Below are 14,130 nucleotides of genomic sequence, written 5' to 3'. Positions count from 1 at the left end.
TGCGCGTTGCAGGAGCCGTGCGGTCAGTCCGCAGGGCGCATCTTTTTCACTTCTTCATCCGACGGCTGGAACTTGGCGCCGTCGAGGTACACGTAGTCGACCATCACGCCCTTGCCGCCGTCGTTCTTGGTCTTGCCGACGTACGCGCCCATGGTGGACTGGTTGTCCTGCGCGCGGTAGTTGATCTTGCCGAAGGGCGTGTCGACCTGCAGGCCCTTGAATGCCGCGACCAGCTTCTCGGTGTCGGTGCCGCCGGCCTTCTGGATGCCGGCCACGATCGAGTGGATGGCGCTGTAGCCCACCACCGAGCCCAGGCGCGGATAGTCCTTGAACTTGGCCTGGTAGGCGTCGAGGAAGGCCTTGTGCTCCGGCGTCTTCACGCCGTACCACGGGTAGCCGGTGACGATCCAGCCGTTGGGCGCCTCGTCCTTCAGCGGATCGAGGTATTCGGGCTCGCCGGTCAGCACGCTCACCACTTCGCGGTCCTTGAACAGGCCGCGGGTGTTGCCTTCGCGCACGAACTTGGAGAGGTCGGCACCGAACAGCACGTTGAAGATGGCGTCGGGCTTGGCATCGGCCAGGGCCTGCACCACGCTGCCGGAGTCGACCTTGCCCAGCGGCGGCGCCTGCTCGGCGACGAACTCGACGTCGGGCTGAGCCGCCTTCAGCAGCGTCTTGAAGGTAGCGACCGACGACTGGCCGTATTCGTAGTTGGGGTACACGACGGCCCAGCGCTTCTTCTTGAGCTTGGCGGCCTCGGGCACCAGCATCGCGACCTGCATGTAGGTCGAGGGGCGCAGGCGGTAGGTGTACTTGTTGCCGTTGCTCCAGACGATCTTGTCGGTCAGCGGCTCGGCGGCGAGGTAGAAGAACTTCTTCTGCTTGGCGAAGTCGGCCAGCGCCAGGCCGGTGTTCGACAGGAAGGCGCCGGCCAGCACGTCGATCTTCTCGCGCGAGATGAGTTCTTCGGCCACGCGCACGGCGTCGCCGGGGTTGGCGTTGTCGTCGCGGCTGATGAGTTCGATCTTCTTGCCGTTGATGCCGCCCTTGGCGTTGATCTCGTCGACCGCGAGTTCCATGCCCTTCTTGTAGGGCTCGAGGAAGGCGGGCTGCGCCTTGTAGCTGTTGATTTCACCGATCTTGATCACGCCCTGCGCGTGCGCGGGGACGAGGGCCGTGGCCAGCGTGACGACGGAGGCGGCGCAGAAAACATGGCGCAATGGATTCATCGAGAAGCTCCTAGGGTTGAGGCAGAAAGAATTCGAGTTATGTGGTGACTTCAGCGCAGGCCGTCTTCGCCCTTGATCTCGCTGGCCTGCAGGCCGCCGATGCGCGGCAGCGGACGGCCGCTGTCGGTGACGGCGACCGCCACCACGATCTCGTTGGCGCGCGGCGCGTCGCTCACGCGGGCTTCCACCGCGTCGAAGTGGCTGCGCACGAAGGCCGCGTCCTTGTGGCCCAGCGGCACGTCGATGGCGGTGCCCAGCGAGCCGCGCTTCTTGGCCGAGGGCACCAGCGCGGCGCCCTTCTCGACCGCCACGCGCAGCGGCGCGCCGAGCTTGGGATGCAGGATGGCGGCGGCATGCTCGAGCTCGCCGTTCTCGCCGACGATGGCGGCCTTGCCGTAGCTCTGGGCCTGGCCGGGCTCGATGCCCAGCGCCTTCACGGCCTTCTGGCCCAGCAGCGCGCCGAGTTCCTCGCCGATGGCGATCAGGTCGTCGAGGTTCTCGCTGTAGCGGCCGGCGTAGGGGTTCTCGATCACAGCGATGGCCACGGCGCGGCGCGTGGGCGGCGTGATGTCCTTGCCCATTTCGCGGCGGGTTTCATCGACCTGGACGACGATCTTGCGGATGTTGGCGGTCATGTTCTGTGTTCCTTGTCTTGTCTCTGTATGGATGCCGCGGCTCAGCGCAGGCCGTCCCACTTGCTGATGTCTTTCGCGAGCAGCCCGCCCACGCGCGCGTGAACGCGGTAGCCGGTGCTCATCGCGAGGATGAAGACGATTTCGTCGGCCGCCGGCGCGCCGGGCACGCGCACCTCGATGGCGTCGAACTGGCCGCGCACGTAGCTGGCGTTGATGTTGGTGAGCGGCACGTCGAGCGCGGCGCCGGGCGGGCCGACCTTCTTGGTCGAGGGCACGATCGACAGCGCGTTGCCGGGCTGGCCTTTCTTGTCCTCGGCCTTGCCCGCGGTGTAGGCCGCGCGGTCGCCCTTCCAGCCGAGCAGTTCGCGCATGGCATAGCCGCCGGGCACGTGCCACAGCGCGCCGTGCTCCAGCTCGCCGTCGGCACCGACGATGGCGCCCTTGCCGTAGGTGGCGATCTGCTCGAGCGGCACGTCCATGGCGGCGTGCAGGCGGTGCGCCATGTCTACGCCCACGGGGTCGAGCAGCGCCATCATCGGCAGGATGTCGGGCTCGTAGCGGCCCGCGAAGGGATTGGCCAGCACCGCGCCGATGGCACCGCGCACCAGCGGCGTGTCGGCGCGCGGTCCGAACTCGTGGTGAATGTGCTCGACATGGGTGAAGACTCGGCGGATTTCGATCATGAAGAAGAACCTTGCTTTTCGTTAAGCAAATACTGAACCAACTGTTTTCGGCAGCTCTGTCCGGAGCGCCTTCGAGCATAAGGGTTCGACAAGACGCCACTGCCCCTGACAAACGAGTAGAGCGGCCCATACGAGCCCGCCTTTTTGCAGGACCTTGGCGCACACCACGCCCGTATCGAGTGCGCTGCGCACCTGTGCGGGGGCCAGCGCGGGCACGTCGACGGTGACGAGGTTCTCGCCCAGGTCGCTGTCGTCCTTGCAGTCGCTGGCGGGGCGGCGCTCGATGGCGTCGTCGTCGACATCGACGGCATTGGCGATCACGGTGGCGGCGGCGTCGGCCTGCGCCGCGGTGGGGGCCAGCACCGTCACGCTGTCGGCGATACCCAGCGAGAAGCTGCGGCCGCGCCAGCCGCTGGTGGCGACGCCGCGCACCGGCTGGTCGGCGCGCAGCTCGAACTGGCCGTCGGTGGTGAGGATGCCGCCGTCACCGGCAATGTGACCGCGCAGGTCGAAGCGCGCGAGGTCGGCGTACACGCCCACGCGCGCCGACTGGCCGGGCGCGAGATGCAGCGCGATGTCGCCGCCGTTGTTGATCCAAGCGCGCTCGATGCCGGGGCGCTCGTAGAACGCGACGAGCTCCTGCGCGACCGAGCCGGCCACGGCCGCCATGGGCGTGATGAACATCGGCGAGAACGCGGCGCACGCGTCCCACATGCGGCGCGCGACCACGCTGCGCGGGCGCATCTTTTCGGTGACGGGCAGGCGAAGCAGCGGCAGCTCGCGCACCAGTTCGTCGAGCACGTGGACGAAACGCGCCCACGCCGCGTCGTGCGCGGCAGCCACGGCGTACGGGTCGCCATGCGCCTCGGCCACGATGTCGATCGGGCCGTGGTTGAAATGCCAGCGCCCTTCGCCGAGCGCGCTGCGTTGGGCGGTCATGGCTCGCCTCAGCCGAGCATCGGGGTGTGGCCCAGGGGCCACGGGTTGGCATCGTCCATGACGAGCCATTGGCGCGCGAGCGGCGCGCCGTCTTCCTGCCACGCACCGCGCGCGAGCGCCTGCTCGAGCGAGAAGATGTGTTCCATGTGGCCGCCGAGCGCCTCGTAGTCGTCGCGCCGCATGCTGAATTCGATGGGCGCGACGATGGCCGGCGTGGGTACGGTGCCGAAGCTGTTGTCGGGCATGCGCATGACGTCGGCCATGACGGTGATGCCGCCGCCGGGCCACACATAGGCCGGCGCACCGCCGCAGGTGACGTTGACCAGCGCGCGCTTGATGGCGCGCGTGAGCAGCACCGGGTTCTCGGTGACGCCCGCGCGCAGGCTGCCGCCCGCACCGCCGAGGAACAACACGGTGCACAGCGAAGGCTCGCAGTTCTCGCCGATGCGATCGACGATGCGGCGCACCTCGGGCGGCATCGGCTGCTCTACCGGCTTGAGCGCATCGTCGAGCACGTACCACTGCGCGTGCTCGCCGGTGGTCGATGTCATGAGCAGGCGCAGGCCAGGGCGGGCCACGCCCTCCTCCCAGCCTTCGATGATCGCGAGCGGATCGGCGATGTCGGTGCCGCCCCAGCCGTTGCCCGGATTCGCCACCTGGAAGTAGCGCCCCGGCGTCGACTTGCGGCCCAGCATCTGAATGCCCGAGGGAGACATGTCGAGGCAGCGGCCGGCCTGGTGCTCGGTGAGCACGCCGGTGATGTGGTCGTCGACCACCACCACCTCGTCGGCCACGCCGGCGAACTGGCGCGCGAAGATGCCCACCGCCGCGGAGCCGCAGCCCACGCGCATGCGCTGCTCTTCCACGCCGTTGACGATGGGCGCCTTGCCGGCCTGGATGACGAGCGTGGAGCCGCCGTCGATGGTGCACTCCACCGCCTTCTTGTTGCCCAGCAGCTGCATCAGCTCGGCCGTCATGCGGCCTTCCTTCTTGCTGCCGCCCGTAAGGTGGTGCACGCCGCCCAGCGACAGCATCTGCGAGCCGTATTCGGCCGTGGTGACATGGCCGACCACCTCGCCGCGGTAGCGCACGTTGGCCTGCTCGGAGCCGAGGAATCGGTCGGTGTCGATCTTCACCTTGAAGCTGCAGTAGCTGAAGATGCCTTCGGTGACGACCGTGACCATGTCGACGCCCTGGGCCTTGGAGGCCACGATGAAGGGCGCGGGCTTGTAGTCGGGGTAGGTGGTGGAAGAACCCACGCCGGTGACGAAGACTTCGTCGGCGTGCAGCAGGTCGCCGTTCCAGTCGGGCTCGGCCGGGGTGGCGGTGGCCTCGACGGGTGCCGCGCCGGGGCGGTCGAAGGGCACCAGCACGGGAGCTTCACTCTCGACCGCGCGGCGCAGCAGCACCACGGGGTCGACGCGCACCAGCACGCCTTCGCGGTTGGCGTAGCGGTCGCAGGCACCGGTGCGGCCGTCGGAGATCTGGCACAGCACCGGACAGGCGTTGCACTCGACCTTGGCGGTGCTCATGCGTTCGTTGCGCGGCGGCGCCTTGCCGAAGGCGCCGCTGCCGGCGTCGGCCACCACGGGCATGTCGATGCCGGGCAGGCCGTCTGTCTTGGTGTGTTCTGTCATCGGGGCGATCTCGTGGGCGTGTCGGTCGTGAGCGAAGGTGCAAACCAGGAAGCCGGTCTTTGCAACAAACGTGCCGTCTGCCCGCTTGTGCGCCGAGTTCCGTTTGTGTAGCATTCCCTACACTTTCATGTTGCGTTCACTACATTCGAGGTCAATGTAGCAAACAGGCCCGATGCTTGCAATGGTGTTTTCTCGCGATGTTCATCGGGGTTTTTCCGACCAACGACAATGGAGGGTTCGAAGCCGGCCGACGGCCGCATGCCCCACCGGCGTGCATTTCGGCTCAGCCACCTTCCTCCGTTCCAACCAACTCTTGAGTTTCGTATGAGTGCATTCAGCGAAGAAACCGTCCTGAGCGTCCACCACTGGACCGACCGCCTGTTCACCTTCACCACCACGCGCGATCCGGCGCTGCGCTTCTCGAACGGTCATTTCACGATGATCGGCCTGAAGGTCAACAACAAGCCCCTGCTGCGTGCCTACAGCATCGTGAGCGCGAACTACGAGGAGCACCTCGAGTTCCTGAGCATCAAGGTCGAGGACGGCCCGCTCACCTCGAAGCTGCAGCACATCCAGGTGGGCGACACCATCATCGTGGGCCGCAAGCCCACCGGCACGCTGCTGATCGACTACACGCTGCCGGCCAAGCGCCTGTACCTGTTCGGCACCGGCACCGGCCTCGCACCATTCATGAGCATCATCCGCGACCCGGAGACCTACGAGAAGTTCGAGCAGGTCATCCTGGTGCACGGCGTGCGCCAGGTCGACGAGCTGGCCTATCACGACCTGGTGACCGACCACCTGCCCAAGCACGAGATCCTGGGCGAGATGATCGAAAAGCAGTTGCTCTACTACCCGACCGTCACGCGCGAGGAGTTCCGCAACCAGGGCCGCATCACCGACCTGATCGAGAGCAACAAGCTCACCGACGACCTCGGCCTGCCGCCGCTGAACGTCGAGGAAGACCGCGTCATGCTGTGCGGCAGCCCCGGCCTGCTGGTCGACCTGAAGCACATCCTGGAGAAGCGCGGCTTCAAGGAAGGCAACACGAGCACGCCGGGCGACTTCGTCGTCGAGCGCGCCTTCGCCGAGAAGTAAGCAAGGACGCTTTGCGCACGATGGCCGACAGCCGCTCTACCGCCAAGCCCAAGCCGCAGCGCCGCACGGGCGTGCGCGAGGCGGCCGCCCAGGCCACGCGCGACAGCATCCTGAAATCGGCGACCAAGGTGTTCGCCAAGTACGGCTACGACGGCGGCAGCGTGGAGAAGATCTCCAAGGCCGCCAAGTCGTACGACCGCATGATCTATTACTACTTCGGCAGCAAGGAAGGTCTCTTCATCGCAGTGCTCGAAGGCATCTACCAGCGCATGGACGACGCCGAGGCCGCCATCGCGCTGGATGCCTCGCGGCCGGTGGAAGCGCTCACCGAAGTCATCCGCTTCGTGCTGGGCTACTACCGCAAGAACCCCGAGTTCGTCACGCTGCTGAACACCGAGAACCTGCACAAGGGCCGGCATATTTCGAAGTCGCTGCGCGCCCGCGAGTATTCGTCGCGCGCGGTGGCCATCATTGCGGAAATCCTGGCCAGCGGCGGCGCGCAGGGCCTGTTCCGCAAGGACCTGGTGGCGCGCGACATCTACCTGCTGATCGCGTCCACCGGCTATTTCTACACCTCCAACAGGCACACGCTCACCGCCTTCCTCGGCGAGCCGCTGGAGTCGCCGGAGGCGATCACGCACTGGGAAGACTTCGTGATCGAGACCGTGCTGCGCACCGTGCGCGCGGACGACGTACAAGAGAACACTCCACCCCACGAGGAAAACACGAAATGGCAGAAATCGCAGCCGGCGGCAAGTCGGGCAAGGTCGTCATAAAGAACATCGGGCTGCTGCTCTCGGGCGACATCGACAAGCCCATCCTCGACGCCGACACCATCGTGGTGAACGACGGCCTGATCGTCGCGGTCGGCAAGGAAAAGGACTGCGACCTCGAAGGCGCGAAGACCGTCATCGACGCGAAGAAGACCTGCGTCGCGCCCGGCCTGATCGACAGCCACGTGCACCCGGTGTTCGGCGATTGGACGCCGCGCCAGGGCCAGATCGGTTGGATCGACTCGACCATGCACGGCGGCGTGACGACCATGATTTCCGCCGGCGAAGTGCACCTGCCCGGCCGCCCGAAAGACATCGTCGGCCTGAAGGCCCTGGCCATCACGGCACAGCGCGCGTTCGACAACTTCCGCCCAGGCGGCGTGAAGGTGCTGGCCGGCGCGCCGGTCATCGAGAAGGGCATGGTCGAGAGCGACTTCAAGGAACTCGCCGAAGCCGGCGTGGGCCTGCTCGGCGAGGTGGGCCTGGGCTCGGTCAAGGCCGGCTACGAGGCCAAGGAAATGGTGGCCTGGGCGCGCAAATACGGCATCCAGAGCACCATCCACACGGGCGGCCCGTCGATCCCGGGCTCGGGCCTGATCGACAAGGACGTGGTGCTCGAGGCCGACGCCGACGTCATCGGCCACATCAACGGCGGCCATACCTCGCTGCCCGAGGCGCATGTGTGCGAGCTGTGCGAGAAGAGCTCGCGCGCCATCGAGATCGTGCACAACGGCAACGAGAAAGTGGCCATTGCCGCGGCGAAGGCGGCGCTGGAGCTGAAGTGCCCGCACCGCGTGATCCTGGGCACCGACGGGCCCGCGGGTTCGGGCGTGCAGCCGCTGGGCATCCTGCGCATGGTGGCCATGCTGTCGTCGATCGCGAACATCCCGGCCGAGCTGGTGTTCTGCTTCGCGACCGGCAACACCGCGAAGATCCGCAAGCTCAACTGCGGGCTGGTCGAAGTGGGCCGCGACGCCGACTTCGTGTTCATGGACCGCGCCCAGCATTCGCCCGCCCCGGGCCTGCTCGAAAGCGTGCAGCTCGGCGACATTCCGGGCGTGGGCATGGTGATGATCGACGGCATCGTGCGCTGCGGCCGCAGCCGCAACACGCCGCCCGCGACCGAGATCCCGGTCGTCGTTTCCGGCGCGCACTGACCGGCGGCTTCAGCCGCCGCGGTGCGAGCGAAAGACCAGGTAGCGCGCCGACAGGAAATTCGCGCTCATGCCCGCCAGGCTGCCCACGGCCACGCCGAGCGCGGCGGCCCAGCGGCCTTCGACCCAGTGCAGGGTCAACACGTAGGCGCCGTAGTTCAGCACCGCGCCGGCCATCATGGTGGCGAGGTAGCCGAAGTATTCGCGCCAGATGGAGCGGCTGGCGGCCGCACTGGCCGCGAAGGTGTAGCGTCGGTTGAAGGCCCAGGTGGTGGTGGCCGCCGCCAGGAACGACACCACGCGCGCGCCATACCAGCCAAGCAGCGGCGCCAGCAGGTACAGCACCACCACGTCGACCACCAGGCCGATCACGCCGACCACGGCGAACGACAGGAACTCCCGGCCGATCTTCATTTGCGAACGGACTCCCGCACGCCCGGTACCGAGAGGTAGCAAAGCCGCTTGGCCTCCTGCCGCCCGAGCGTGACGGTGTGCATCACGATGCCGCAGACGAAGGACAGCATCGCGGCCAGCATGGCGCCCGTCACCAGCACTGCCGTCGGCAGGCGCGGCACCAGGCCGGTCTGCATGTAGGTCATGAAGAGCGGCGCGGCCAGCACCACCGACAGCGCCACCAGGATGCCCCCGATTATCGAGAAGAACTGCAGCGGCCGTTCGCTCACGAACAGCTTGCAGATGGTCTTGAGGATGCGCCAGCCGTCGCGGTAGGTCGAGAGCTTGCTCTCGGAGCCTTCGGGCCGCGTGCTGTAGGCGGTGCTTTCCTCGGCATAGGGCATGCGCAACTCGAGCGCGTGCACGGTGAGTTCGGTCTCGATTTCGAAGCCGCGCGACAGCGCCGGAAACGACTTGGCGTAGCGCCGCGAGAACACGCGATAGCCCGAGAGCATGTCGGTCAGGCCGCCGCCGAAAAGCTGCACCACGGCGCCGGTCAGCAGCCGGTTGCCGAAGCGGTGGCCCGCGCGGTAGGTGAGCGCGTTCTGGCCGTCGTCGACACGGTTGCCGACCACCATGTCGAGGTTGCCCTCGACCAGCCGGTCGATCAGCCGGCGCGCGGCGGTGGCGTCGTAGGTGGCGTCGCCGTCGGCCATGACGTAAACGTCGGCCTCGACGTCGGCGAACATGCGCCGCACCACATTGCCCTTGCCGCGCGCCGCCACATGCGTGACGACGGCGCCGGCGGCGCGCGCAACGGCGGTGGTGTCGTCGCTGGAGTTGTTGTCGAAGACGTGGACTTCGGCTTCAGGCAGCGCCGCGCGGAAGCCCTCGACCACCTGCGCGACGGCCAGCGCCTCGTTGTAGCAAGGGATGACGACGGCAATGCGCAAGGGGCGGCGGGTGTGGAGGTCGGCGTCGGTCATGGTGCGACGGGGAGGATACGGTAGACGCGGCTGCCGTCCTGTTCGAACTGCACGGCGAAGTACTTGTCGAAGTCGACCCGGGCGCTGAACACGGGCACCACGGCATCCGGCAGCACCACCGCGACGAAGCCCAGGCCCGTGAGCTTGCGCGCGAGGTCACCACCCGACAGCTTGCCGAAGTCGGTGTAGCGCCACGGGCCGAGCGTGTCGCCCCAGACCGGATTGGGGCCGTAGTAGATCGCCTCGTTCAGCGCGATCTGGTAGACCCGGCCGGTGGCGTTGCGGCGCAGGTAGTCCATGGCGGCGTAGCCCGGCACGTGCTTGCGCAGGAAGGCTTCGCGGGCCTCGGGCGTGATCGAGATCATCGACACCTTGACCGCCGTCTGGCGCACCGACACCGCTGCCAGCACGGCCAGCAGCAGCACGGCCGCCCAATCGCCCACGCGGGCGCCGGCACGCGCGGTGTCGCGGCTCATGGCGCCAGTGGCACCAGTGGCCGCAGTGGCTTCGCCCGGAGCCTTGGCGCCGAACACGCGGCGCAGACCCGACGAAATCCAGCCGAACAACACCTGCCAGCCGATGGCCGAGGTCACCGCCAGCAGCGGGAACGACGCCATCAGGTAGCGCGGGTAGCGCGAGGTCACGACCCACACGGCCACCGAGTAGAAGCAGAACCAGCCCGCGGCCCGCACGGCGGCGGAGCGCTTCCACAGCACGCTGAAGGGCGCGAGGAAGAACGACCAGATCAGCGCATTGGGCATCTCGGCGTGCACCCGCACGTCGGCCACCTGCTGCACGTAGTCGGCCGGCGTCCATTCGGTGAAGCCGAAGATCCGCGCGCCGATCGGATTGAAGGGGTCGCCGGTCATGACGAAGTTGCGCGCGTACCAGTAGATGCACGGCAACAGAAAGCACACCAGAGCCAGTCCCCAGGCCTTGGGGCTGCGCTCGTGGCGCACGACGAACAGCGCCACCAGCGGCATGAAGACCAGCGCCTGGTACTTGCAGCCGGCCGCCACGCCGAGGAAGAAGGCCGCGAGCCCCAGCCAGCGCATGCCGCCGTGCACCGGCTTGCCGGGCTCCGACTCGCGCCACCACCATAGCGCCACGCAGGCCGACAGCACGAACAGCGCGACGCCCATGTCGATGAGCGCGTTGGAATAGTCGCCGAGCCCCAGCCATATGGCCGCGCCGATGCAGGCGGTGAGCCGGTTGGCATGCTGCATGCCGAGGCGGTAGAGCATCACCACCGACAGCGCCCCTGCCAGGGCATTGAGGAAGTGCGGCAGCACGTCGTCGCCCAGCTGCAGCGCGCCAGCGTACAGCAGGTTGTAGTTGTACGGGAACCAGGGGTAGCGCAGCCAGTCGTGGATGCCCAGCGTGCCCTGCTGCGCGACCTGCCGCGCATAGGGCAGGTGGTACATCAGCTCGTCGAAGGCGAAGGGCGGCGCAAGCGGCGCCACCAGCGCGGGCAGCGCGACCAGCGCCAGCGCGATGGCGGCGATGCGCTCGTAATGTGTCCACGGCGCGGCGGATTCGTTCATGCGCAGGCCGCGCCGCTCGCGCAGCCAGCCGGGCAGTTGCAGCGCGGCGGCCGCCACGCCCGCCACCACCAGCGCCAGCGTGGCCCCGGGCCGGAAGGCGCCGAAGACGGCCAGGGCCTGGAAAGCGCAGATGAAGAGGCCCATGCCCAGCGCCACGGCCATCGCGGCCTCGAGCCATGCGTCCCGCCGGGGCGGCGGGGCCAGGCGGCCCAGCAATGCGCGGCCGAAACCCCAACTGCCGGTGATGAAGACCGCCAGTGCCGCGTAGTGCGCGGCAGCGAATATCAATTTCTGAATAGCAACTCCCGGTGCCGGTCGGCTGCGGACCGGCCGGCGGGTTCAAAGATTGGGTGCCAGCAGGCGCTCCAGGTAGTCCTCGCTCTCCTTGCGCCGAGCAGCCTGATCCTGCAACTGGTCATGCCCGATCTTGCCGACGTTGAAGTAGGTGGAATCGGGATGACTTAAGTAAAAACCACTCACGCTGGCGGCGGGCATCATAGCGAGGCTTTCCGTCAGGGTCATTCCAATGTCCGCGCAGCCCAGAAGGTCGAACATGGGGCGCTTCACGCTGTGGTCGGGGCAGGCGGGGTAGCCGGGCGCCGGGCGGATGCCGCGGTATTTCTCGCCGATCATGTCATCGTTGCTCAGGTTTTCATCGCTCGCGTAGCCCCAGAGGTCGGTGCGCGCGCGGTGGTGCAGCGACTCGGCGAAAGCCTCGGCCAGCCGGTCGGCCAGGGCCTTGAGCATGATGGCGGAGTAGTCGTCGAGGTCGTCGATGAAGTACTTCTCTTTCTTCTCGACGCCCAGGCCGGCGGTGACCGCGAACATGCCGACGTAGTCCTTCAGCCCGCTCGCCTTGGGCGCGACGAAGTCGGCCAGGCAGCGGCTCGGGCGCATCACGCCGTCGATCACCTGCTTCTCGGTCTGCTGGCGCATGCCGTACCAGGTGAGCGCGACTTCGCTGCGCGTCTCGTCGGTGTAGAGCTCGATGTCGTCGTCGTTCACCGTGTTGGCGGGCCAGAAGCCGACGATGCCGCTCGCGCTGAGCCAGCGCCCTTCGATCAGGCGCTTGAGCATGCGCTGGCCGTCGGCGTATACGCGCACGGCCTCGGTGCCGACGATCTCGTCCTTCAGGATGGCCGGGAACGGGCCGGCCAGGTCCCAGGTCTGGAAGAACGGGCCCCAGTCGATGTACTTGGCGAGCTCGGTCAGGTCGAAGTTCCTGAACACGCGCCGGCCGATGAACTTGGGGCAAGGCGGCGTGTAGTTCGACCAGTCGATCGGCGTCTTGTTGGCGCGCACCTTGGCCAGCGGCCACAACGGCACCTGCTTCTTGTTGGCGTGCTGGGTGCGCACCTTCTCGTAGTCGGCGTTGATCTCGTCGATGTACGCGGTGGCCTGGTCGCTCAGCAGCGACTGCGCCACGCTCACGCTGCGCGAGGCGTCGGGCACGTAGACCACCGGGCCTTCGTAGTGCGGCGCGATCTTCACGGCGGTGTGCACGCGGCTGGTGGTGGCGCCGCCGATCATCAGCGGAATCTTCTTGATGCGGAAATGGTCGTCGCGCTGCATCTCGCCGGCCACGTACTGCATCTCTTCCAGGCTCGGCGTGATGAGGCCCGACAGGCCCACGATGTCCGCGCCCTCGACCTTGGCGCGCGCCAGGATCTCGTGGCACGGGACCATCACGCCCATGTTCACCACCTCGAAGTTGTTGCACTGGAGCACGACGGTCACGATGTTCTTGCCGATGTCGTGCACGTCGCCCTTGACGGTGGCGATGATGATCTTGCCCTTGGTGCGCACGTCGCGGCCGGCGGCCTCGTCGCGCAGCTTTTCTTCCTCGATGTAGGGCAGCAGGTGGGCCACGGCGGACTTCATGACGCGGGCCGACTTGACCACCTGCGGCAGGAACATCTTGCCGGCGCCGAACAGGTCGCCCACGATGTTCATGCCGTCCATGAGCGGGCCTTCGATCACGTGCAGCGGGCGCCCGCCCGTGGCCAGGATCTGCTGGTAGGCCTCTTCGGTGTCTTCCACGATGAAGTCGGTGATGCCGTGCACCATGGCATGCGACAGCCGCTGGTTGACGTGCACCGGCTGCTCGGGCGTGCCGCGCCATTCGAGCCGCTTGCTTTCGTCCTTGGCGCCGCTCTTGGCGGTCTCGGCCACTTCGACCAGGCGCTCGCCGGCGTCGGGGCGACGGTTGAGCACCACGTCTTCCACGCGCTCGCGCAGGGCCGGCTCCAGGTCGTCGTACACGCCGACCATGCCGGCGTTGACGATGCCCATGTCCATGCCCGCCTGGATCGCGTGGTACAGGAACACGGTGTGGATGGCCTCGCGCATCGGGTCGTTGCCGCGGAAGCTGAAGCTCACGTTGCTGACGCCGCCCGACACCTTGGCGCCCGGCAGGTTCTGCTTGATCCAGCGCACGGCCTCGATGAAGTCGACCGCGTAGTTGTCGTGCTCCTCGATGCCGGTGGCAATGGCGAAGATGTTCGGGTCGAAGATGATGTCTTCCGGCGGGAAGCCCACCTCGTCGACCAGGATGCGGTAGGCGCGCTCGCAGATCTCGATCTTGCGCGCGTAGGTGTCGGCCTGGCCCTTCTCGTCGAAGGCCATGACCACGGCGGCGGCGCCGTAGCGCTTGACCAGCTTGGCCTCGTGCTTGAACTTGTCGACGCCTTCCTTCATGGAAATGGAGTTGACGATGCCCTTGCCCTGGATGCAGCGCAGGCCGGCTTCGATCACGTCCCACTTGGAGCTGTCGACCATCACCGGCACGCGCGCGATGTCGGGCTCGCTGGCAATGAGGTTCAGGAAGCGGACCATGGCGACCTTGCTGTCGAGCATGGCCTCGTCCATGTTGATGTCGATGACCTGGGCGCCGTTCTCGACCTGCTGGCGCGCGACGGCCAGGGCTTCTTCGAACTGGCCGTTCAGGATCATCCGCGCGAAGGCCTTGGAGCCGGTGACGTTGGTGCGCTCGCCGATGTTGACGAACAGCGTGCCTTCGCCGATGGCGACCGGCTCGAGGCCGGACAGCTTCATGGGCG

The 14,130-nt window shown here is 67.3% G+C and carries 12 protein-coding genes; 3 read left to right on the top strand and 9 right to left on the bottom strand.

Annotated elements, in window-relative coordinates; all coding sequences use genetic code 11:
• Nucleotides 1-23 precede the first annotated feature (23 nt).
• The 5 genes from L3V85_RS01895 to L3V85_RS01875 are packed head-to-tail and all read right to left on the bottom strand — an operon-like array spanning nucleotide 24 to nucleotide 5,123.
• Complete coding sequence (locus L3V85_RS01895; RefSeq protein ID WP_237677741.1) at nucleotides 24-1,229, bottom strand: ABC transporter substrate-binding protein; 1,206 nt, start codon at nucleotides 1,227-1,229, stop codon at nucleotides 24-26.
• Nucleotides 1,230-1,279: 50 nt separating this feature from the next.
• Nucleotides 1,280-1,864, bottom strand: a complete 585-nt coding sequence (locus tag L3V85_RS01890; RefSeq protein ID WP_237677740.1) for an amino acid synthesis family protein — start codon at nucleotides 1,862-1,864, stop codon at nucleotides 1,280-1,282.
• 41 nt (nucleotides 1,865-1,905) lie between these two features.
• Entirely contained in the window at nucleotides 1,906-2,547 is a 642-nt protein-coding gene (locus tag L3V85_RS01885; protein WP_237677739.1) for an amino acid synthesis family protein, read from the bottom strand.
• Between the two features lie 21 nt (nucleotides 2,548-2,568).
• On the bottom strand, nucleotides 2,569-3,486 hold the full coding sequence (locus L3V85_RS01880; RefSeq protein WP_237677738.1) for a UPF0280 family protein: 918 nt from the start codon (nucleotides 3,484-3,486) through the stop codon (nucleotides 2,569-2,571).
• Nucleotides 3,487-3,494: 8 nt separating this feature from the next.
• Entirely contained in the window at nucleotides 3,495-5,123 is a 1,629-nt protein-coding gene (locus L3V85_RS01875) for a 6-hydroxynicotinate reductase (RefSeq protein ID WP_237677737.1), read from the bottom strand.
• Nucleotides 5,124-5,447: 324 nt separating this feature from the next.
• On the opposite strand from L3V85_RS01875, the gene L3V85_RS01870 reads away from it, so the two are divergent.
• Genes L3V85_RS01870 through L3V85_RS01860 form a run of 3 tightly spaced genes read left to right on the top strand, consistent with a single transcriptional unit; the run spans nucleotide 5,448 to nucleotide 8,151 of the window.
• A complete protein-coding gene (locus tag L3V85_RS01870; RefSeq protein ID WP_237677736.1) occupies nucleotides 5,448-6,221 on the top strand; it encodes a ferredoxin--NADP reductase in 774 nt (257 codons plus the stop codon).
• A gap of 20 nt (nucleotides 6,222-6,241) precedes the next feature.
• The gene (locus L3V85_RS01865) at nucleotides 6,242-6,997 is read left to right on the top strand and encodes a TetR family transcriptional regulator (RefSeq protein ID WP_237677735.1); all 756 of its coding nucleotides are present in this window, start codon (nucleotides 6,242-6,244) and stop codon (nucleotides 6,995-6,997) included.
• Nucleotides 6,952-8,151, top strand: coding sequence for an amidohydrolase family protein (locus tag L3V85_RS01860; RefSeq protein WP_237677734.1), 1,200 nt, complete (start codon nucleotides 6,952-6,954; stop codon nucleotides 8,149-8,151). Before L3V85_RS01865 ends, L3V85_RS01860 begins: the two co-directional genes overlap by 46 nt.
• Before the next feature lie 9 nt (nucleotides 8,152-8,160).
• Here L3V85_RS01860 and L3V85_RS01855 read toward each other — a convergent pair whose 3' ends face one another.
• The 4 genes from L3V85_RS01855 to metH are packed head-to-tail and all read right to left on the bottom strand — an operon-like array spanning nucleotide 8,161 to nucleotide 14,125.
• Complete coding sequence (locus L3V85_RS01855) at nucleotides 8,161-8,562, bottom strand: GtrA family protein (protein ID WP_237677733.1); 402 nt, start codon at nucleotides 8,560-8,562, stop codon at nucleotides 8,161-8,163.
• A complete protein-coding gene (locus L3V85_RS01850) occupies nucleotides 8,559-9,527 on the bottom strand; it encodes a glycosyltransferase (RefSeq protein WP_237677732.1) in 969 nt (322 codons plus the stop codon). Before L3V85_RS01850 ends, L3V85_RS01855 begins: the two co-directional genes overlap by 4 nt.
• Nucleotides 9,524-11,359, bottom strand: a complete 1,836-nt coding sequence (locus L3V85_RS01845) for an ArnT family glycosyltransferase (protein WP_237677731.1) — start codon at nucleotides 11,357-11,359, stop codon at nucleotides 9,524-9,526. The genes L3V85_RS01850 and L3V85_RS01845 overlap by 4 nt, the downstream gene beginning before the upstream one ends.
• Before the next feature lie 51 nt (nucleotides 11,360-11,410).
• Entirely contained in the window at nucleotides 11,411-14,125 is a 2,715-nt protein-coding gene (metH, locus tag L3V85_RS01840; RefSeq protein ID WP_237677730.1) for a methionine synthase, read from the bottom strand.
• Nucleotides 14,126-14,130 lie beyond the last annotated feature (5 nt).

It is taken from the genome of Variovorax paradoxus, from assembly GCF_022009635.1.
Taxonomy (GTDB): domain Bacteria; phylum Pseudomonadota; class Gammaproteobacteria; order Burkholderiales; family Burkholderiaceae_C; genus Variovorax.
This window is presented reverse-complemented; position numbering and strand designations above follow the sequence as displayed.